Annotated in this window: 19 protein-coding genes; 5 read left to right on the top strand and 14 right to left on the bottom strand. The window is 62.2% G+C overall.

Features of this window, described 5'->3' with window-relative positions; all coding sequences use genetic code 11:
- Positions 1 to 71 precede the first annotated feature (71 nt).
- A complete protein-coding gene (gene gcvP / locus IEJ03_RS08070; protein ID WP_192034315.1) occupies positions 72 to 2966 on the top strand; it encodes an aminomethyl-transferring glycine dehydrogenase in 2895 nt (964 codons plus the stop codon).
- Between the two features lie 123 nt (positions 2967 to 3089).
- Here the strand turns inward: gcvP and IEJ03_RS08075 are convergent, their stop codons facing one another.
- The gene (locus IEJ03_RS08075) at positions 3090 to 4013 is read right to left on the bottom strand and encodes a LysR family transcriptional regulator (protein ID WP_192037243.1); all 924 of its coding nucleotides are present in this window, start codon (positions 4011 to 4013) and stop codon (positions 3090 to 3092) included.
- A gap of 141 nt (positions 4014 to 4154) precedes the next feature.
- Between IEJ03_RS08075 and IEJ03_RS08080 the strand changes: the two genes are divergently transcribed.
- Positions 4155 to 4445, top strand: a complete 291-nt coding sequence (locus IEJ03_RS08080) for a hypothetical protein (RefSeq protein WP_192034316.1) — start codon at positions 4155 to 4157, stop codon at positions 4443 to 4445.
- Between the two features lie 14 nt (positions 4446 to 4459).
- Positions 4460 to 5824, top strand: coding sequence for a nucleotide 5'-monophosphate nucleosidase PpnN (gene ppnN / locus IEJ03_RS08085; protein WP_277950321.1), 1365 nt, complete (start codon positions 4460 to 4462; stop codon positions 5822 to 5824).
- An 88-nt stretch (positions 5825 to 5912) separates the two neighbouring features.
- On the opposite strand, the gene IEJ03_RS08090 is transcribed toward ppnN, so the two are convergent.
- The gene (locus IEJ03_RS08090; RefSeq protein ID WP_192034317.1) at positions 5913 to 6284 is read right to left on the bottom strand and encodes a hypothetical protein; all 372 of its coding nucleotides are present in this window, start codon (positions 6282 to 6284) and stop codon (positions 5913 to 5915) included.
- Complete coding sequence (locus IEJ03_RS08095) at positions 6284 to 6748, bottom strand: flavodoxin domain-containing protein (protein ID WP_192034319.1); 465 nt, start codon at positions 6746 to 6748, stop codon at positions 6284 to 6286. Before IEJ03_RS08095 ends, IEJ03_RS08090 begins: the two co-directional genes overlap by 1 nt.
- Positions 6749 to 6892: 144 nt before the next feature.
- On the opposite strand from IEJ03_RS08095, the gene IEJ03_RS08100 reads away from it, so the two are divergent.
- Entirely contained in the window at positions 6893 to 7099 is a 207-nt protein-coding gene (locus IEJ03_RS08100; protein WP_192034321.1) for a DUF2788 domain-containing protein, read from the top strand.
- 126 nt (positions 7100 to 7225) lie between these two features.
- Here IEJ03_RS08100 and ihfA read toward each other — a convergent pair whose 3' ends face one another.
- The 9 genes from ihfA to IEJ03_RS08145 all read right to left on the bottom strand — a co-directional run bounded on the left by ihfA (position 7226) and on the right by IEJ03_RS08145 (position 16213).
- Positions 7226 to 7531 carry an integration host factor subunit alpha gene (ihfA, locus tag IEJ03_RS08105; protein ID WP_192034323.1) on the bottom strand — a complete coding sequence of 102 codons (306 nt, stop codon included), beginning with the start codon at positions 7529 to 7531 and terminating at the stop codon, positions 7226 to 7228.
- Positions 7532 to 7595: 64 nt separating this feature from the next.
- On the bottom strand, positions 7596 to 9977 hold the full coding sequence (gene pheT / locus IEJ03_RS08110) for a phenylalanine--tRNA ligase subunit beta (protein ID WP_192034325.1): 2382 nt from the start codon (positions 9975 to 9977) through the stop codon (positions 7596 to 7598).
- 29 nt (positions 9978 to 10006) lie between these two features.
- On the bottom strand, positions 10007 to 11026 hold the full coding sequence (gene pheS / locus IEJ03_RS08115; RefSeq protein WP_192034327.1) for a phenylalanine--tRNA ligase subunit alpha: 1020 nt from the start codon (positions 11024 to 11026) through the stop codon (positions 10007 to 10009).
- Between the two features lie 167 nt (positions 11027 to 11193).
- Complete coding sequence (rplT, locus tag IEJ03_RS08120; RefSeq protein WP_092524137.1) at positions 11194 to 11547, bottom strand: 50S ribosomal protein L20; 354 nt, start codon at positions 11545 to 11547, stop codon at positions 11194 to 11196.
- A gap of 40 nt (positions 11548 to 11587) precedes the next feature.
- Positions 11588 to 11782, bottom strand: a complete 195-nt coding sequence (gene rpmI / locus IEJ03_RS08125; protein ID WP_192034329.1) for a 50S ribosomal protein L35 — start codon at positions 11780 to 11782, stop codon at positions 11588 to 11590.
- A gap of 92 nt (positions 11783 to 11874) precedes the next feature.
- The gene (gene infC / locus IEJ03_RS08130) at positions 11875 to 12414 is read right to left on the bottom strand and encodes a translation initiation factor IF-3 (RefSeq protein ID WP_277950350.1); all 540 of its coding nucleotides are present in this window, start codon (positions 12412 to 12414) and stop codon (positions 11875 to 11877) included.
- 34 nt (positions 12415 to 12448) lie between these two features.
- Positions 12449 to 14344, bottom strand: a complete 1896-nt coding sequence (thrS, locus tag IEJ03_RS08135; RefSeq protein ID WP_192034333.1) for a threonine--tRNA ligase — start codon at positions 14342 to 14344, stop codon at positions 12449 to 12451.
- A 292-nt stretch (positions 14345 to 14636) separates the two neighbouring features.
- Complete coding sequence (locus IEJ03_RS08140) at positions 14637 to 15494, bottom strand: OmpA family protein (RefSeq protein WP_192034335.1); 858 nt, start codon at positions 15492 to 15494, stop codon at positions 14637 to 14639.
- A 251-nt stretch (positions 15495 to 15745) separates the two neighbouring features.
- On the bottom strand, positions 15746 to 16213 hold the full coding sequence (locus tag IEJ03_RS08145; protein WP_192034337.1) for a DUF2489 domain-containing protein: 468 nt from the start codon (positions 16211 to 16213) through the stop codon (positions 15746 to 15748).
- A gap of 246 nt (positions 16214 to 16459) precedes the next feature.
- Between IEJ03_RS08145 and IEJ03_RS08150 the strand changes: the two genes are divergently transcribed.
- A complete protein-coding gene (locus IEJ03_RS08150) occupies positions 16460 to 17920 on the top strand; it encodes a DASS family sodium-coupled anion symporter (RefSeq protein WP_192034345.1) in 1461 nt (486 codons plus the stop codon).
- A 135-nt stretch (positions 17921 to 18055) separates the two neighbouring features.
- On the opposite strand, the gene IEJ03_RS08155 is transcribed toward IEJ03_RS08150, so the two are convergent.
- Positions 18056 to 18976, bottom strand: coding sequence for a heme o synthase (locus tag IEJ03_RS08155; RefSeq protein WP_192034347.1), 921 nt, complete (start codon positions 18974 to 18976; stop codon positions 18056 to 18058).
- Entirely contained in the window at positions 18961 to 20016 is a 1056-nt protein-coding gene (locus IEJ03_RS08160) for a COX15/CtaA family protein (protein ID WP_192034349.1), read from the bottom strand. The genes IEJ03_RS08155 and IEJ03_RS08160 overlap by 16 nt, the downstream gene beginning before the upstream one ends.
- Positions 20017 to 20050: the final 34 nt, after the last annotated feature.

Raw genomic sequence — 20050 nt, forward strand, 5'->3', positions numbered from 1 at the left:
ATCAATCGCAACGGCCCGCTCGCTCTCCGGCCCGCTTGGCCACTTCGCTCGATCAACCGCACAGGTGTTTCATGGCACTCGATACTCGCCGCCTGGCCGACCTGGCCAGCCACGATGCATTCATCCAACGCCACAATGGCCCCAGCCAGGACGATATTGCCGGCATGCTCGCAGAACTGGGCACCGACAGTATCGCCGCACTGATCGAACAGACCGTGCCGAGTGCCATTCGCCTGGGCCGGGAGCTTGACCTCGACCCGCCGCGCAGCGAGGCCGAGGCCCTCGATTACCTCAAGCGCCTGGCGCGCCAGAATCGGGTCTTCAAGACCTACATCGGCCAGGGCTATCACAACACTCACCTGCCGGCGGTGATCCAGCGTAACGTGCTGGAAAACCCGGGCTGGTACACGGCTTATACCCCGTATCAGCCGGAAATCGCCCAGGGCCGCCTGGAAGGCCTGCTCAACTTCCAGCAGGTGGTCATGGACCTGACCGGCATGGAGCTGGCCAACGCCTCGCTGCTGGACGAGGCCACCGCCGCCGCCGAGGCCATGGCGCTGTGCAAGCGTGCCAACAAGAAGGCCAAGACTCTGGCCTTCTTCGTCGCCGACGACGTGCTGCCGCAGACCCTCGACGTGGTGCGCACCCGCGCCCACTATTTCGGTTTCGAGTTGATCACCGGCCCGGCCGAGGAGCTTGCCTCTCACGACGTCTTCGGCGCCCTGTTGCAGTACCCGGGACAGAGCGGTGAGGTTCGCGACCTGGCCCCGCTGCTGGAAAGCGCCAAGGACCGCGGCATCATGACCTGTGTGGCGGCCGACATCATGAGCCTGGTGCTGCTCAAGGAGCCGGGCAGCCTCGGCGCCGACATCGTCATCGGCTCGAGCCAGCGCTTCGGCGTGCCGATGGGCTTCGGCGGCCCGCATGCGGCCTTCTTCGCCACCACCGACAAGCTCAAGCGCTCGATCCCGGGCCGCATCATCGGCGTCTCCAAGGACAGCCGTGGCCATCAGGCCCTGCGCATGGCCATGCAGACCCGTGAGCAGCACATCCGCCGCGAGAAGGCCACCTCCAACATCTGTACCGCCCAGGCGCTGTTGGCCAATATCGCCGGCTTCTACGCCGTCTACCATGGCGCCGAAGGCCTGCGTACCATCGCCGGGCGCATTCACCGCCTGACCACCATCCTCGCTGAGGGCCTTACCCGCAAAGGCGTCCAGCTCGCACATGACAGCTGGTTCGACACCCTGCGCCTGACCGGCGTTGATGCCGGCAAGATCCACGGCCGGGCGATGACTCACGAGATCAACCTGCGCTACTTCGAGGGCGGCGACATCGGCGTCAGCCTCGACGAGACCACCACCGCCGCCGATCTTGGCGTGCTCTTCGACGTGCTGCTCGGCGAGGAACATGACCTCTCGGTGCCGGCGCTGGACGACGAGGTGGTGACCCAGGGCAAGAGCGGCATCCCCGCCGCCTGCCAGCGCGACAGCGATTTCCTGACGCACCCGACCTTCAGCCGTTACCGCAGCGAAACCGAGATGCTGCGCTACCTGAAGCGCCTGGAGAACAAGGACCTGTCGCTGACCCATGCGATGATTCCGCTGGGCTCCTGCACCATGAAGCTGAATGCCACCAGCGAGATGATCCCCGTCACCTGGCCGGAATTTGCCGACATTCATCCCTTTGCTCCGCATGATCAGGTGGTGGGCTACCACCAGATGATCGACGAGCTGGCCGCCTTCCTGGTCGAGATCACCGGCTACGATCATATCTCGATGCAGCCCAACTCCGGCGCCCAGGGCGAGTATGCCGGCCTGGTGGCGATTCGCCGCTACCAGGAGGCTCAAGGACAAGGCGCGCGTAATATCTGCCTGATCCCGAGCTCGGCCCACGGTACCAACCCGGCATCCGCCGCCATGGCTCAGATGAAGGTCGTGGTGGTGGAATGCGATGAGGACGGCAACATCGACCTTGCCGACCTGCGCGACAAGGCCGAGAAGCACAGCGACGCCCTGTCGGCGATCATGCTCACCTACCCCTCTACCCATGGCGTGTTCGAGGAAGGCGTACGCGAGGCCTGCCAGATCGTGCACGACCACGGTGGCCAGGTGTACATCGATGGCGCCAACATGAACGCCCAGGTAGGCATCGCCCGTCCCGGCGACTTCGGCGGCGACGTCAGTCACCTGAACCTGCACAAGACCTTCTGCATTCCGCACGGCGGCGGTGGCCCGGGCATGGGCCCGATCGGCGTCAAGTCACACCTGGCGCCCTACGTTTCCAACCACGTCGTCACGCCGATTCCTGGCGTGGAGAAGGACTGCGGTGCGGTCTCGGCGGCGGCCTTCGGCAGCGCGGCGATCCTGCCGATCTCCTGGGCCTATATCAAGATGATGGGCGCCCGAGGCCTGCGCGAGGCAACAGAGCTTGCCATCCTCAACGCCAACTACATCGCCTCTCGCCTCGGCGAACACTACCCGATCCTCTACAAGGGCCGTCACGACACCGTGGCCCATGAGTGCATCCTGGACCTGCGCCCGCTCAAGGCAGCGTCCGGCATTAGCGAGGAAGATATTGCCAAGCGCCTGATGGACTATGGTTTCCACGCGCCGACCATGTCCTTCCCGGTACCGGGCACGCTGATGGTCGAGCCCACCGAGTCGGAGTCACGGTATGAGATCGATCGCTTCTGTGACGCCATGATCAGCATCCGAAAGGAAGTGGCGCGGGTCGAAAGCGGCGAATGGCCGGCGACGGACAACCCGCTGGTGCATGCGCCGCACACCATGGCGGACCTGATGGATGCTTCCTGGGAGCGGCCGTACAGCCGTGAAGTCGGTGCCTTCCCCTCCCCGGCCGTCAAGGCCGCTAAGGTCTGGCCCTCGGTCAACCGCGTCGACAACGTGCAGGGCGATCGCCAGCTGATCTGCACCTGCCCGAGCATCGACGAATATCGCGACTGATTCAGGTCTCAGAAGGACAAAGGCCCCGGCAATCCAGATTGCCGGGGCCTATTCATAAATGGGGAAAAAACGCGTCAGACCGTCGACCCCGCCGACTGGCCCAGGTGGGCCACGCCCATGGCCTCAGCTGTGACTGTCGAAATGCGGCTCCTCGGGGAAGCCGTAGAGCGTATGTCGCCGCTGTTCCAGGAACTCATCCAGCAGGCGGGTATAGCGACGCGGCGTCTCGACGCCCGACGGTGTCACCAGGTGGAAGGATTCGTACACCGGCTGAGGCAACGACAGCTCCTTGACCTGACGCTGCCAGGGCGACGTCTCGAGCACCGGACGCGACACCACGCTGAATCCCAGACCACGCGCCACGGCATCCATGACCATCGAGACCTCGTTGGTGTACCCCTGACGCGGAAAGCGACTCATGGAACGGAACTCGCCGGGAAAGTTGGCTCGCAGGAGCTGGGTAGCGTGATGCACCCCATCGGCGTAGTTCATGAACCCCAATGCTGCGAGATCGGTCAGGGTCGTGCCCGTGAAGTCGGCGGGCACCACCAGGCATAACGGCTCCTGATGCCATGGCGCGTAATGCAGCTCGGTATGACGGCCGGCTTCCGTGACGATCCCCACATCATGGCGCCCAGCGATCATTTCCTGGGTGATGGCCGTATTGACGTTGAAGCTGTAACTCACCGTCAGGCCCGGATGCATCTGCTGGTAACCGAGAATAAAGGGGTAGAGCATCATGCCGATGCTGGCCGGAGAGGCAATACGACAATCACCGGAGTCCAGCGATTCATTATCCAGGGAGTGGCGGAAGTGCTCGTGTTCGGCGAACAGCTTGAGCGCATAATCATAGGCCCGACGCCCGCTTTCCGTCAGCGTAAACCGACGCCCCTGACGGATCAGGAGTGACTTCTGCAGATACTGTTCCAGCTTGCGAATATGCTGGCTCACCCCGGGCTGAGTCATCTCCAGCCGACGAGCGGTCTGCGTGAAGCTGCCGGTTTCGACGAGGGTAATGAAGGTGCGGAAATACTGGGCATTGAACATGAAGCAGCGACGCACTCGATACGGGTAAGAGGGCAAATCTTGGCATCCCATGATACCAGATCGACGGCCACCCCGCAGCGCTGCGGGTGGCCGGGTGACGTGTTAGCATCGTCAGGCAAAGCCAACGGAGATTTCAGCCCCATGTCAGACCCTCTCGCCCGGCGTGCCGACGCCATTCACGACGCCTTGCTGGCCATGGAGCGCCAGGCCAGTGACGAACAGCTGTTTCCGCTGGGCTACCTGATTCCACAGATTCCCTTGGTCATGGAAATGGTGGAATATGATCCTGAGGAGGTGCTGGCCGAGGACTTCGATGCCATTTTCCACGAGTGGCTGGAAGGCACCTTTGGCCAGGATGCCATGAGCGCACAAGACCAGGATGAGATTCGCCGCCTGCTGGCACAGGCCTGTGCCCAGGCCGACGCGGCATAACAAGGAACCCGCCCATGCCCCAGACCATTTCCACGACGCTGTCTCCCGAAGGCAGCCTCGAGGTGCTATCCCAGCACGAGGTCAATCGACTGCGCGACACCTCGGCGTCAGGCTTGCACGACCTGCTGCGTCGCTGCGCGCTGGCCGTACTCAACAGTGACAAGATGACCGATGATGGACTCGCGGTGATGGAGACCTACCGTGATTTCGACATCCAGGTGCTACAGGAAGATCGCGGCCTACGCCTCAAGATCAGCAATGCCCCCATCGAAGCCTTCGTCGACGGCAAGATGATCCGCGGCATCCGCGAACTCCTGTCGTCGGTGGTGCGCGACGTCGTCTACGTCTACAACGAGATCCAGACGCATCCGCGCTTCGACCTGAGCACCGGTGAAGGCACGACCAATGCGGTCTTCCATATCCTGCGCAAGGCAGGCGCCCTGAAACCCTCTCAGGACCCAAGCCTGGTGGTGTGCTGGGGCGGCCACTCGATCTCCCGCGAGGAATACGATTACACCAAGCGGGTCGGCTATCACCTGGGACTGCGCGAACTGGACATCTGCACGGGTTGCGGTCCCGGTGCCATGAAAGGCCCCATGAAGGGGGCGAACGTAGCGCATGTGAAGCAGCGCCGTTCTCACGGGCGTTACCTGGGCATCTCGGAACCGGGCATCATTGCCGCCGAATCACCGAACCCCATCGTCAATGAACTGGTCATCATGCCGGACATCGAGAAGCGCCTCGAGGCCTTCATCCGGGTCGGTCATGGCATCGTGGTCTTCCCGGGCGGCGTCGGCACCGCGGAAGAGATCCTGTACCTGCTGGGCATCCTGTTGCACCCGGAGAATCGGGATATCCCCTTCCCAGTCATCTTCACCGGACCGGCCAGCAGTGCCGACTACTTCAAGCGGATCGACGAATTCTTGACCTATACCCTCGGTGAGGCGGCTCGCGAGCGCTACCGCATCATCATCGATGATCCGACCAGTGTGGCCAAGGCCATGCGCCTGGGCATCGACGAGGTCGCCGAGTTCCGACGCACGCATCAGGATGCCTTCTACTACAACTGGCGGCTCAACATCGATCGTAACTTCCAGGAGCCGTTCGAGCCTGATCATGAAGCGATGGCCGGCCTGGCGCTGCACCGCGACCAGCCCACTCATGAGCTCGCCGCCAACCTGCGCCGCGCCTTCTCGGGCATCGTCGCCGGTAACGTCAAGGAACCCGGCATTCGTGCCATCGAAGCCCACGGTCCCTTCCGCCTGCATGCCGAACCCGATCTCATGGCACGCCTTGACGAGCTGCTGACCTCCTTCGTCGAGCAGGGACGCATGAAGCTGCCCGGCAGCAATTACGAACCCTGCTACACCCTCGGCTGAAGATGAGATCGTTCAGATAAGCGACCGCACACCCATGAAAAAGGGGCTCGATATCCGAGCCCCTTTTCGTTTGATCTGTTAACCGCTTTCAATCCCTTGCTTGACGGCGCCATGGCAGGCCAACCACGTGCAGCAGCAGCCCCAACGCCGCGCCATGTGCAAGCAACAGGACGCCATCGAGACCACCCAGGCTGAGCCCCTGCCAGATGGCCATCAGACACCCTCCTCCCAGCAGGCAGACCACCAGCCGCTTCAGCAGCACTGGCAGCTGTCGGCGTGCTCCGCGCTCCATCAGCCGCCAGTGCAGGCCACCGACCACGATGACCACCACTGCGGCCATCATCAGCAAGGTCAGGCGAGTCTCATGGCCCTCGAGCAGGTAGCGAGGCACACTAGCCAGCATCACCAGCACCAGCCCCGTCAGCACACTGAGTCTCTCGGGCGTTGCCGAGGCCGTCATCAGGACACCGCCAGCTGCTGGGATTCGATCCACTCCTCGGCCCAGGGCAGTGCCGCATCATCGGCCATGAAGGTTTCCATGGCATCCACCTCGAGACGCTCGCCCAGGCGTTGTGCCCCATATTCGGCAAGCAGCGCATCCAACGCTCGCCCGGCGCCACAGAAACTATCGACGTAAGAGCTATCGCCCAAAGCGATCAGGCCATAGTTCAAGGACGACAGGTCGGCGCCCTGATCCTGCAGTGCTCGGGCAAAGGCAACGAAGTTGCCGGGGTAGTCCCCGGAGCCCGTGGTCGAGACACAGAACAGCGCCAGATCGGTAGGTGAGCCGGTCAGATCCTCGAGGCTCGGTTGGTCAAAGATCGCGACCTCGTAACCGGCCTGTTCGAACAGCGGCTTGACTTGCTCGGCGACGTCGAGGGCGCCGCCATACATGGTGCCAACGAAAATCTTCAGCATGGACATGAATCTGCTTTGCTTGAGAAATTTACTCGGATATTACCATAATCCTTGCGTCAGCCGAATCCCAGCCACTCGCCATGGTCCGGCCAAGTGTCGATTCCCTGTCAAGGCGTTATACTCGCGCGTTTACGCACTCTAGGAGACAAGATGCAGCAGACCTTCGAGGCGTGGATCACTCCCCTCATGATCGGCAGCCTGATCCTCTTCATGTGCTTCATCATCTGGGATCTGGCCCGCAAGTCCAAGGCCGGCAAGTTCGGCACCATCATGCTGTTCATCGTGCTCGGGGCCGGCATGCTCGGCTATGTGATCAAGGTCGTGATCACCTATGCGATGGAAAACGGAGCCGTCTAGAGCATTTGGGGGCATCACTGCTGTCGCGGGCCACAACAGGACACGACTTGCCTGGTGGCAAGACCAAGAAAAGGCGCCACCCCAAGGGATGGCGCCTTTTTCATTGTTACATCGTCGGCTTGCCGCTCAATAGGTCAAGGGACCCTTGAAGTCCTCGACCTGTGCCTTGAGCTTCTGGCCGGGCCGGAAGGTCACCACACGACGAGCGGAGATCGGAATCTCTTCGCCGGTCTTGGGATTCCTGCCCGGTCGCTCGCGTTTGTCCCGGAGATCAAAGTTGCCAAACCCGGACAGCTTGACCTGCTCGTTCTCCCGCAAGCAACTGCGGATTTCCTCGAAGAAGGCCTCCACCATTGACTTGGCCTCGCGCTTGGATAAACCGAGCTCGGTGTGCAAGTGTTCGGCCAGCTCCGCCTTGGTCAACGCACCCATGGTCATTCCCTCGTGCAGGATGGCAGCGTCGCTTCTTCCGGCTCAAGGCTTGGCGGCAAGTGGATCAGCTTCTCAGCCGCGCGCCGAAGCGCTGTCCGGATTCGGTGACGATTGCATCGACTAACTGATTGATTTCCTCATCATTCAGCGTGCGCGATGGATGCTGCCAGGTCAAGCCCAGGGCCACACTCTTGCACCCTTCCTCGACACCCTTGCCCTGATAAACATCGAAGAGGTTGAGCTCGGTCAGCCACTCCCCGGCCTGCTCACGCAGGCAATCAAGCAAGGACTGGACCGGCAGCGTCTCCTCGACCAGCATCGCCAGATCACGGCGGACTTCCGGATAGCGTGACAGCGGCGTGAAGGCCGGTAGCTGCCCCTGACTCAAGGCATCGAGGCGCACCTCGAAGAGCACGGCTTCCACCTTGAGCCCGAGCTCCGCCCGAACCGCCGGATGCAGGGTGCCGATCCAGCCGGCTTCCTCGCCACGGTACAGCACACGCGCCGTCTGCCCGGGATGCAGTGCCGAATGCTCACCGGGCTCGAAACGCCAGGCCTCGGGCTCGCCGCCCATGGCCAGCAGGCTCTCCAGGTCGCCCTTGAGATCGTAGAAGTCGACCTTGTCCTTGCGGGCAGACCATCCTTCCGGGTCACGACTGCCGCAGACCAGAGCCCCCATCATCGGGATCTGGGACAGATCGTCGAGCTCACCACGGAAGACCAGACCGGTTTCGAACAACCGCACCCGGTTCTGCTGGCGATTGAGATTGTGCTCAAGCGCCTTGATCAGCCCCGGGAACAGGCTCGCCCGCATCACCGACATGTCGCTGGAGATCGGGTTGGCCAGCGCCGGAGACACGGCTTGCGGCATCAGCGTCTTCTGGAGCTCAGGCGCCACGAAGCTGTAGCTGATGGCTTCCTGGTAGCCACGAGCCACCATTTGACGACGCAGGCGGGCCAGCGGCTGATGCACCTCGCCATCCGGACGCAGGCCCAGACGCGCCTGGGGACGACGCACCGGCAAGCGGTTATAGCCGTGAATACGCGCGACTTCCTCGATCAGGTCTTCCTCGATGGCGACATCGAAACGCCAGCTCGGGACCGCCGCATGCCAAGCGGCATCGTCGGCTTCGACCTGCATGCCCAGACGCTCGAGCATTTCAGCCACATCCTCGGCCGGCAGCGACAGCCCCAGGGCCTGCTCCAGCCGTCCGCGACGCAGGGTGATCTGGCGCGGTGCGGGGAGATGCTCAGCCTGGCCCGCTTCGATCAGCGGGCCGGGTTCGCCGCCGGTGATCTCGAGCAGCAAGGCGGTCGCCCGTTCCACGGCATCCCGTGTCAGCTCCGGATCCACGCCGCGCTCGAAGCGATGTGAGGCATCGGTATGCAGGCCGTAGCTGCGGGCCTGTCCAGCCACGGCAAGCTGGGTGAAGAAGGCCGACTCGAGGAAGATATCTCTGGTCTCGGCATTCACTCCGGAATGCTCGCCGCCCATCACACCGGCGATCGCCAGGGCACCGCGAGCATCGGCGATGACCAGGGTATCGTCACGCAGGGCGATCTCCTGGCCATCGAGCAGGGTCAGCTGCTCGCCCGCGCGCGCGAGACGCACCTCGACACGCGCATCAAGATTGGCACAGTCGAAGGCATGCATCGGCTGGCCCAGCTCGAGCATCACGTAGTTGGTGATATCGACGACCGGGTCGATGGCACGAACACCGCTGCGACGCAGGCGCTCGACCATCCACAGCGGGGTCTCGGCGCTGACATCGACGCCCTTGATCAAGCGACCGATATAGCGCGGACAGCGCTCACCATCACGCACCTCCACCGGGAAGGTCTCGTCATGGGTCGGTGCTACCGGGGCGATGCCCGGGCCTTCGACCGCCAGGCGATTGAGCACCCCCACCTCGCGTGCCATGCCCTTCAGGCTCAGGCAATCGCCACGATTGGGGGTCAGGTCGACCTCGATGGTGCTGTCGTCGAGCCCCATCCAGGCCCGAAAGTCCTCACCGGCCGGCGCATCAAGCGGCAGCTCCATGATGCCGGGCGAGGTCTCCTCCTCGAGCCCGAGCTCGGAGGCCGAGCAGATCATGCCGCGAGACTCGACGCCACGCAGCTTGGCCTTCTTGATCTTGAAATCACCGGGAAGCACGGCGCCGACACGGGCGAAGGCAACCTTCTGGCCCACCGCCACGTTAGGCGCGCCACAGACGACCTGGACGGGCTCGTCGCCGCCATCGGTCACCTGGCAAACATTCAGCTTGTCGGCATCGGGATGCTGCGCCTTGTCGATGACCTCGGCCACGACCACGCCCTGGAAGGCAGCCGCGACGGGCTCGACGGCATCGACTTCCAGGCCCGCCATGGTGATCTGATCGGCCAATGCCTGGGTCGCCAGCTGCGGCGACACCCATTCACGCAGCCACTGTTCGGAAAATTTCATGACATGTCCTGTGTTCTGCAGTCAGGGGTTCAGGCGAACTGGCGCAGGAAGCGCAGGTCGTTTTCGAAGAACAGGCGCAGATCGTTGACGCCGTAGCGCAGCATGGCCAACCGCTCGGCACCCATGCCGAAGGCAAAGCCCTTGTAGCGCTCGGTATCGATACCGGCATGTCGAAACACCTCTGGGTGCACCATGCCGCAGCCCATCACCTCGAGCCAGCCACTGTGGGAGCAGACGCGACAACCGTCGCCGCCGCACATCACGCACTGGATGTCGACTTCGGCGGACGGCTCGGTGAAGGGGAAGTAGGAAGGACGGAAGCGCACCGATAGATCTTCGCGCTCGAAGAAGGCCTGCAGGAAGTCCTCGATAGTACCCTTCAGATCGGCAAAGCTGACGTCCTCGTCGACCAGCAGCCCCTCGACCTGATGGAACATCGGAGTATGGGTCAGATCCGAGTCGCTGCGATATACCCGTCCCGGGCAGACAATGCGGATCGGCGGCTCTTCATCCTTCATGGTCCGCACCTGCACCGGCGAGGTATGGGTGCGGAGCAGGCGAGTGGCGTCGAAATAGAAGGTATCGGCCATGCCCCGCGCAGGGTGATGCGCCGGAATATTGAGGGCTTCGAAGTTGTGGTAGTCGTCCTCGATCTCGGGTCCGACCGCCACATCGAAGCCGATCCGCGTGAAGAGGCCTTCGATACGCTCGAGGGTGCGCGTCACCGGGTGCAGGCCGCCTCCGGGCTGCCCGCGTCCGGGCAGGGTCACGTCCAGGCGCTCTGCCGCCAGGCGAGCATCGAGCTCGGCCTTCTCGAGCAGCGCACGCCGCCGATCCAGCTCGTCACCCAGCTCACGCTTGGCCTGGTTGATGCGTTCGCCAGCGGCCGGCCGCTCCTCGGCGGGAAGCTTGCCGAGCCCCTTCAGCAAGGCCGTGATGTCACCCTTCTTGCCGAGGTAACGCACCCGCACTTCATCGAGCGCCGGGATGTCCTGGGCGGCGTCGATGGCGCCGCGCGCCTCGGCGACCAGGTTGGGAAGGTGGTCCATCCGTTGAGCTCCGAATGCGCTGCTGCGATGTCGATGAACCACACCGCAACAGGGTCATATAAAAAAACAGGGGAAGAGCGGCTGCTCTTCCCCTGCGACCTTCACGCGTGCCCTGCCAGCCGATATGTCATCGTCATGGCAATCGCACGTCGAAATGATCAGTTCACTCAGTGAGCAGCCTTGGCCTTCTCGACGATAGCGGCAAAGGCGGCCTTCTCGTGAACGGCGAGATCGGCCAGCACCTTGCGGTCGATCTCGATACCAGCCTTCTTAAGACCGGCAATGAAGCGGCTGTAGGACAGACCGTTGTTGCGGGCAGCAGCGTTGATACGCGCGATCCACAGGGCACGGAACTGACGCTTGCGGACGCGACGGTCACGGTACGCGTACTGGCCGGCCTTGATGACGGCCTGCTTGGCTACGCGGAAGACGCGTGAACGCGCACCGTAGTAACCCTTGGCCTGCTTCATGATTTTCTTGTGACGGCGACGTGCAACGACGCCACGCTTGACACGTGTCATAGCTTTCTCCTGACGTTAAAAAAGATTCTACCGGCGTCGCTTACAGATTCGGCAGCATGCGCTGAATCAGCGGCACATCGGATGCGTGGATCTGCTTCATCCCACGCAGCTGACGCTTACGCTTGGTGGATTTCTTGGTCAGGATGTGGCTACGGAACGACTGCTTGTGCTTGAAGCCGTTAGCCGTCTTCTTGAAGCGCTTGCCAGCGCCACTGTTGCTCTTGATCTTCGGCATGAGGGAGATCTCCGCTCGAGGTTCTTCAGAAAACCCAAGGCCGGTGCCGACCGGGACGTGTCCCGACCGGCACCCGTTAAACTGCCTTTGGATCACTTCTTCTTGGGGGCAAGGATCATGATCATCTGGCGACCTTCCATTTTCGGGAAGGACTCCACATTGGCCATATCCTCGAGGTCCTTGGCCACCCGTTCCATCAGCTTGCGGCCGATGTCCTGGTGAGCCATCTCGCGGCCACGGAAACGTAGCGTGACCTTGCCCTTGTCGCCACCTTCGAGGAAACGAATCAGGTTTTTAAGCTTCACCTGATAGTCACCCTCGTCGGTGCCAGGCCGGAACTTTACTTCCTTGACCTGGATTTGCTTGGTCTTCTTCTTCTGAGCAGCTTTCTGCTTCTTCTGCTCGAAGACGAATTTGCCGTAATCCATGATCTTACAAACGATCGGATCGGCATTGGAGATCTGCACGAGGTCCATACCAGCCGCTTCCGCCTGTTCCAGGGCATCACGGGTGGACACAATTCCCAGCTGCTCACCGTCACTGCCGATGAGGCGGACTTGGTCTTCGCTGATACGCTCGTTCATTGGAGGGCGCTTGTCCTGAGGACGGCCGCGCTGTGTATTTCTCTTGATCGTTACATCTCCATATTGGTGGACGTCGTCTTGATCACCGCTCGGCGTCGAGCTTGGCGATCAGGTCATCGATCTTCAATGAGCCGAGGTCTTCGCCCGTGCGAGTCCGCACGGCCACTGCATCCGCCTCGACTTCCTTATCCCCTACCACGAGGAGATACGGAACCTTCTGCAACGTATGCTCCCGGATTTTAAAGCCGATCTTCTCGTTCCTCAAGTCCGCCTTGGCGCGAAGACCGACTTTCTGCAGTCGATTGACCACATCTTGAGCAAAATCGCGCTGCGAATCGGTGATCGTCATGACGACCACCTGCTCTGGAGCCAGCCATAGCGGCATGGCGCCGGCGTAATGCTCAATGAGAATGCCCAGGAAACGCTCGAAGGAGCCCAGGATCGCTCGATGCAGCATCACCGGTGTCTTGCGCTCGCCATCTTCATCCACGAACTGGGCGCCCAGGCGTCCCGGCAGGTTGAAGTCGAGCTGCAGGGTGCCGCATTGCCAGACGCGGTTCAGACAGTCGCGCAGGGCGAATTCGATCTTGGGCCCGTAGAAGGCGCCCTCTCCCGGCTGCAGCTCCCAATCGAGGCCCGTGGCGTTCAGAGCCGCCTCCAGACCCGCCTCGGCGCGATCCCAGAGACCCGGCTCACCCATGAAGCCTTCGGGACGAGTCGACAGCTTGAGCTCCACGTCCTCGAAGCCCAGCTCCTTGTAGACCTTGAGGGTCAGAGCAATGAAGTCTTCGGCTTCGGACTGGATCTGCTTCTCGGTGCAGAAAATATGCGCGTCATCCTGGGTGAAGCCGCGCACGCGCATCAGACCATGCAAGGAACCGGACGGCTCGTTGCGGTGACAGCTGCCGAATTCCGCCAGGCGCAACGGCAGGTCACGGTAGCTCTTGAGCCCCTGGTTGAAGACCTGAACGTGACACGGACAGTTCATCGGCTTGACCGCGTACTCACGCTTTTCCGACTCTGTCGTGAACATCAGATCGGAATAGTGCCCCCAGTGGCCGGAGGCCTTCCACAGGGACAGGTCGACGACCTGAGGTGTCTTGATCTCCTGATAGCCATGCTCGATCTGCACACGGCGCATGTATTGCTCCAGCGCCTGGTAGATCGTCCAGCCATTGGGGTGCCAGAATACCATGCCCGGCGCCTCTTCCTGGATATGGAAGAGGTCCATCTTTCGCGCCAGCTTGCGATGGTCACGCTTCTCGGCTTCCTCCAGGCGCTTGAGATAGGCCTTGAGCTGTTTCTTGTCACCCCAGGCAGTGCCGTAGATGCGCGTCAGCATCGGATTCTCGGCACTGCCGCGCCAATAGGCCCCGGCAAGCTTGGTCAGCTTGAATGCCTTGAGGTGCGAGGTGTTCGGCACATGCGGTCCGCGGCACATGTCGATGTATTCCTGGTGATGATAGAGACGGATGGTCTCGCCTTCGGGAATACCGCGCACCAACTCCTGCTTGTAGGGCTCTTCACGGTGCAGGAAGGTCAACATCGCCTTGTCCCGATCGACATACTCGCGCTCGACATCGTAGCCCTGCTCGATCAGCGCCTTCATTCGGGCCTCGATGGCTTCCAGGTCTTCCGGTGTGGCCGAGCGACCGAAATCGATGTCGTAGTAGAAGCCATCATCGATCACGGGACCGATCGCCATCTTGGCCTCGGGGAAAAGCTGCTTGACGGCATGGCCGATCAGGTGGGCGCAGGAGTGACGAATCACCTCGAGCCCCTCTTCGTCACGCGCCGTCAGGATCGCCACGGTGGCGTCATGATCGATGATATCGGCGGCATCCACCTGGACTCCGTCGATCTTGCCGGCCACACAGGCCTTGGCGAGGCCGGGGCCGATGGATTCGGCCAGCTGCATCACGGACAGCGGTGCATCGAAGGTTCTCTGACTGCCGTCGGGCAGGGTAACGATTGGCATTGCGGGCATCCTCGAGCGCAGTGGTCATCCATACCAGGGATGACATGCGACAGGCTGAAATGAATGAATTCGGGGTGGTGGTACCGGGCCACCTCATCTAGAGAGGCGAGACCCCTCAATCTAGACAGGACGCGCACATTAGCAGGGGCAGGCAAGCGGCGTCCAGCCGCCTCAGACGCACGTGATGGCGCCAGCGGCGAATCACATGGGATAACGTCATCAGGTCACAACGAAACGAGGGGTGCCGAATGGCACCCCTCGTCAGGCAGGCCTCGATCAATACATCAGGCCATCATTTCCACTCGCCGAGCTCGACGCGACGGTTCATGGCACGACCGGCATCGGTATCGTTGGAGGCAATCGGCTGTTCCTCACCATAACCGATGGCCGTCATGCGATTAGGATCGATGCCTTCGCTGGCCAGGAACGCCTTGACCGAGTCGGCACGACGCTGCGACAGCTGCTTGTTGTAGCTAGCCGAGCCCACGGAATCGGTATGCCCCTCGAGGCGCACGCGGGCATCCGGGTTAGCCGCAAGTTTCTCACCGACGTCCGCCAGGATATCCTGAGCGCCCATGGTCAGCTTGGCCGAGTCGAACTCGAAGTTGACGTCCTCAAGCACCAGGTCGTCGACACAGCCCAAGGCATTGACCTTGGCGCCAGCCGGGGTATCCGGGCACTGATCCATGTAATCGGGCACGCCATCGGCATCGGAATCCAGCGGACAGCCCTTGGCATCGACTTTCACACCGGCCGGGGTACCCGGGCACTGGTCACGGAAGTCATAGACACCGTCGCCATCGGAATCCAGCGGACAGCCCTCGGAATCGGTCGCCACCCCGGCAGGGACCTTGCCCGGGAAGGTCGGACACTGCGGCTCAGCCGGCTTCGGCGTGGCGCACAGCATGCCACCGATCGTGGCGCCGACGGTGCCACCGATGGCCGCACCCTGATCCTCATCGGACTCACTGCTCGATGCATAGCCGATTCCACCGCCGATCAGCCCGCCTGCCAGCGCACAGACGGTGGGATGCTGATACCAGGCATCGCTCGCCGAACTGCTCGAAGACTGCGAGGCCGAACTGGCACAGCCGGAAAGACCAATCATCAGCGCAGAACCCACCAGAACGCCTGTAGTTGACTTCTTCATGCAAGACTCCTTCTTATTAGCATCACAGCGAACCCGCCCATGGGGTTACGAAACACCGATGCTTAATGACAATGCTTCGATAAGCCCATCATTTCGCGTCCTTATCAAGAAAGCACATAGACGGATATTCAGCTAGGCGGGGAACTTAATCAAGTGTCTCCTAATAGAGACGATGCCTTCATGATGCACGGCTAGCATCAATCGCCCTGACCTCCTGTGATACCTGAAAGAGCCGCTGCTGCCCTCCTCGATTAACCCAGACTTCCCGGCCAACGCTCCTTGAAGTCCAGGACGCCTCGCGCCGCCTCGACGAGGGGCGTCTCGAATTCCGCTTCGACGGCCATGCGCTGGCGGTCTTCGTCGAGACGCTCCTTGAGGCTCAGCTCCTTTCGGGCAGAGTGGGTACGCAGGTGTGAGGTGCGCTCGTGAACGTCTGCGAACACACTGAAATCGGTACGCTGCAGCAGCGACGGGTCGATGATTTCCAGCAGCACCTTACAACGCAGGGAGCCCTCGACGAGATCGACCTGACGACTGATCATCGACCGGGCGATCGCATCCAAACTGTATAGGCACTGCTGATTCGCACGCTCCACCTCGTCTCGCTTGAAGGCTTCACGCCGACGGACTTCCTTCCAGAGGGTAAAGGCATAGGCACCCAGTCCCGCCAGGATCACCACCGCGAGACCCGCCAATACCCAAGCCATCGTTTCACTCATGTCGCCGCCTCTCGCTGCTTGTCGAAATAGAGGGGTGGCATTGTACGTGGCCATACTCATCAGCCCAATGCCGCCACGACAACGCGAGTCGACGGCCGGTCAGTCCCGCGCCCTCGCGCTCGCCGCTGTCTGACGCCTCTGCGACTCATCAACCGAAAGCGAAGTTCACGGCATTACAACAAGTTAGTCTTCTAATGTATTTTATACATACCGAACTCACTGCCTTCGAGCAACGGAACCGTCGCCATGCGCTCCCCTACTACCTCCGACACGGATAACGCCCAGCCACCATCGCTGCCAACCACCATCGGGCTCTGGCTGGGACCGGCCTGGCTACTGATGACCCTGCTACTGCCGGCCCCCGCCGACATGCCAGAGAGCGCCTGGCTATGTCTCGGCGTTGCCCTGCTTATGGCCACCTGGTGGTCCACGGAGCCGCTACCGATACCGGCCACGTCCTTGTTGCCCCTGGTCCTGATGCCCAGCATCGGCATCAATGATCTATCGAGCGTCGCGACCAGCTACGCCAACCCGATCATCTACCTGTTCCTGGGCGGCTTCCTTCTGGGTATCGCCATGCAACGCTGGGAGCTGCACCGCCGAATTGCTCTCAGGGTATTGCAGGTCGTGGGCTATCAACCCCGGCAGCAGATCGCCGGCTTCATGATCGCCACGGGGTTCCTCAGCATGTGGGTCTCCAACACGGCCACCGCGATCATGATGCTGCCCATTGGCCTGTCGGTCGTCAGTCTGCTCGAGGACAACGCACCCGAGGAAGTGGCCCGCTATGCTACCGCCCTTCTCCTGGCCATCGCCTACTCGGCGAGTATCGGCGGCATCGCCACATTGATCGGCACACCTCCCAACGCACTACTCGCCGCCTATCTCGCCGAGGATCGCGGCATCGACGTCGGCTTCGGGCAATGGATGCTAATCGGTCTTCCGATCACCATCGTGATGATGACCGTCGCCTGGTGGTGGCTGACACGCAAGGGATTCAATCTCGCCATGGGTAACAAGAGCGGCGACATGGTCCAGCAGGAACTGGACAGACTAGGCCCCATGAGCAAGGCGGAAAAGAGGGTCGGCGTACTGTTTCTGCTCGCCGCTGTCGCCTGGGTATCACGCCCATTACTCAACGACCTGGGACTGCCCTGGCTCAACGATACCGGTATCGCCATCGGGGCCGGCATCCTGCTGTTTCTGCTGCCCAGCGGTGGCCAGCGTGGCGAGCGCCTGCTGGTCTGGGACGACGCTCAGAAATTGCCCTGGGGCATCCTCTTGCTGTTCGGGGGCGGTCTGGCCCTTGCCGGCGCCATCAAGGCGTCCGGCTTCGCCACCTGGATCGCCGACCAGCTGTCGCTATTCGGCGCCCTTCCACTGCTGATGCTGATTGGTATCGTAGTGCTGGTGATCATCTTCCTGACCGAGGTGACCTCCAACACCGCCACGGCGGCCGCCTTCCTGCCACTGCTGGGCGCATTGGCACTGTCGCTTGATCTTTCGCCACTGATGATCACCGTACCCGCGGCGATCGCCGCCAGCTGTGCCTTCATGATGCCGGTGGCTACACCGCCCAATGCCATCGTCTTCGCCACCGGGCACATGAAGATCCAGTCCATGATTCGAGCCGGGTTTGCCCTGAACCTGATCGGCACCGTGGTCGTCACCCTGCTGGCTTACCTGCTGATCATCACCTTCTGGTGATGCATGGCATCGCAGAGATGCACCGGTCATACCGACCGGTGCCGCTTCGCTCCTGCGCGGGGTGTCATTGGTCGAGCCTGACAAGTGATGCAAAGCCGACATCATCAAAAGCGCCATCCTGCTGGCCCTGGCGGCTCAACTGGTCAGCATCACCCCGCAGTAGTGGTCCAGCAGCAGCAGGCCAAAGACTCCCAGCAGGTAACGAATGGAAAACCAGAAGGCCGCCAAGGGCGCAGACGAATCCCGGCTGCGCCAGACACGATGGTTCCAGATCATGAAACGAACGTTCAGGGCCAGGATACCCACCAGATAGAGCCCGCCACTCATCCCGATCACGAACGGCAGCAGTGTCACCGCCACCGTCAGCCAGCCATAGAGCCAGACCTGCAGGCGAGTGAAGGCATCGCCGTGGGTCACGGGCAGCATGGGCACACCGGCTCTGGCGTACTCATCTCGTTTGTGCAGGGCTAAGGCCCAGAAATGCGGCGGCGTCCAGGCAAAGATGATCAACATCAGTAGTAACGGCTCAGGTCCCAGCTGTCCCGTTATCGCCGTCCAGCCCAGCAACGGGGGGGCGGCCCCGGCGACACCGCCGATCACGATATTCTGAGGTGTCGCATGCTTCAGGAAGGCGGTGTAGACCAACGCATAGCCTAGTAGCGAGGCCAAGGTCAGCCAGGCGGTCAGTCCGTTAACTTGCCAGGCCAGGAGCCCGATGCCCCCAGCGGACAGCAACGATGCCCAAGCGAGCGCATAAGGAACCGGCAGCCGCCGCGCCGCCAAGGGACGCTTGGCTGTTCGACACATCAAGGTATCCAACCGACGGTCGAGCAGGTGATTGAACGCCGCCGCTCCCGAGGCGGCGAGGCCGATCCCCACCAATCCCAGCACTGCCAGATCCATGGGTGGCAACGACGGGACCGCCAGCGCCATGCCCACCGCCGCACACACCAGCATCACCATGACCACCCGGGGCTTGCCGAGCGTCACCAAGTCGCGCCATTGCCAGCTCGGTTGCTCCGGCGAGGTTGTGGCTACCATCATGGCATCGCGCATCTGCCCTCTCCTTGCGGTCGGTGGACGATTGCCGGCAACGGCAGGCTCATCTTGGCCTGCCAGGCCGCCAGCGCCATCGTGAGGGCCAGGAGCACGGCGCCGGCCGTGTGGGCCAGTGCCAGCCCCAACGGCAGCCACCAGACCACATTGGCGATGCCAAGGCCTGCTTGGATGCCATAGGCCGCCAGCATGGAGCCGAGCCAAGGTCGAAGGCGGGGGGCGCGCCAGTGTCGAGCCGCCAGTAGTATCAGGCTCACTCCCAGCGCCAGGGCTCCCAGACGATGCGCCAGATGGATGGTGGTGCGAGCATCCGCGTGCAGCTGGCCATGGAGATAATTGGGACCCACCTGCTGTGTCAGATGAAAGCCTTCACTCCAGTCCATGGCGGGCAACCACTGGCCATTGCAGGTCGGAAAGCCCTGGCAGGCAATGCCGGCATAATTGCTCGAGGTCCACCCCCCCAACGCCAGCTGCAATACCAGCAACAGCGCCGCAATGGACCACCAGCGCGACAGGGGTGGCAGGGGACGGCCTAGGGGTCGCGGGCTGGCCGTAGACTGTCGCAGCCTGAGGTGTAGCCATAAGAACATGAGCATCACCGCAAGGCCGCCCAACAGATGCAAGGTGACCACCTGGGGCCATAGCTTGAGCGTGACGGTAAAGGCACCAAAGCTCCCCTGTAGCGCGATGACCGCCAACAGCCCGAGGGTCAGGCGCCAGGGATAGGCTGGACGCCTGCGCCTAGGCCACCCCAGAGCCAGCATGACCAGCACCAGCCCTCCCAGCATCGTGGCCAGATAGCGATGGATCATCTCCAGCCAGGCCTTGAGGGGATCCAGCGGCATGGCCGATGCATGCGAGTCCACTACCGAGGCCCCGGGCACCACCCATTGGCCGTAGCAGCCCGGCCAATCGGGGCAGCCCAGTCCTGCGTCCATGAGTCGCGTGAAGGCCCCCATCAGGATGACCGCCACGGTGAAGACAATGCCCAGCTGACTCAACCGTATCAGCAGGCCCAGCCTGGGATCATGCTGCGACATGGCCACCTCCTGTCCTGACACCTTTTGCTCAGGC

Source organism: Halomonas sp. YLGW01 (assembly GCF_014840935.1).
Taxonomy (GTDB): domain Bacteria; phylum Pseudomonadota; class Gammaproteobacteria; order Pseudomonadales; family Halomonadaceae; genus Onishia.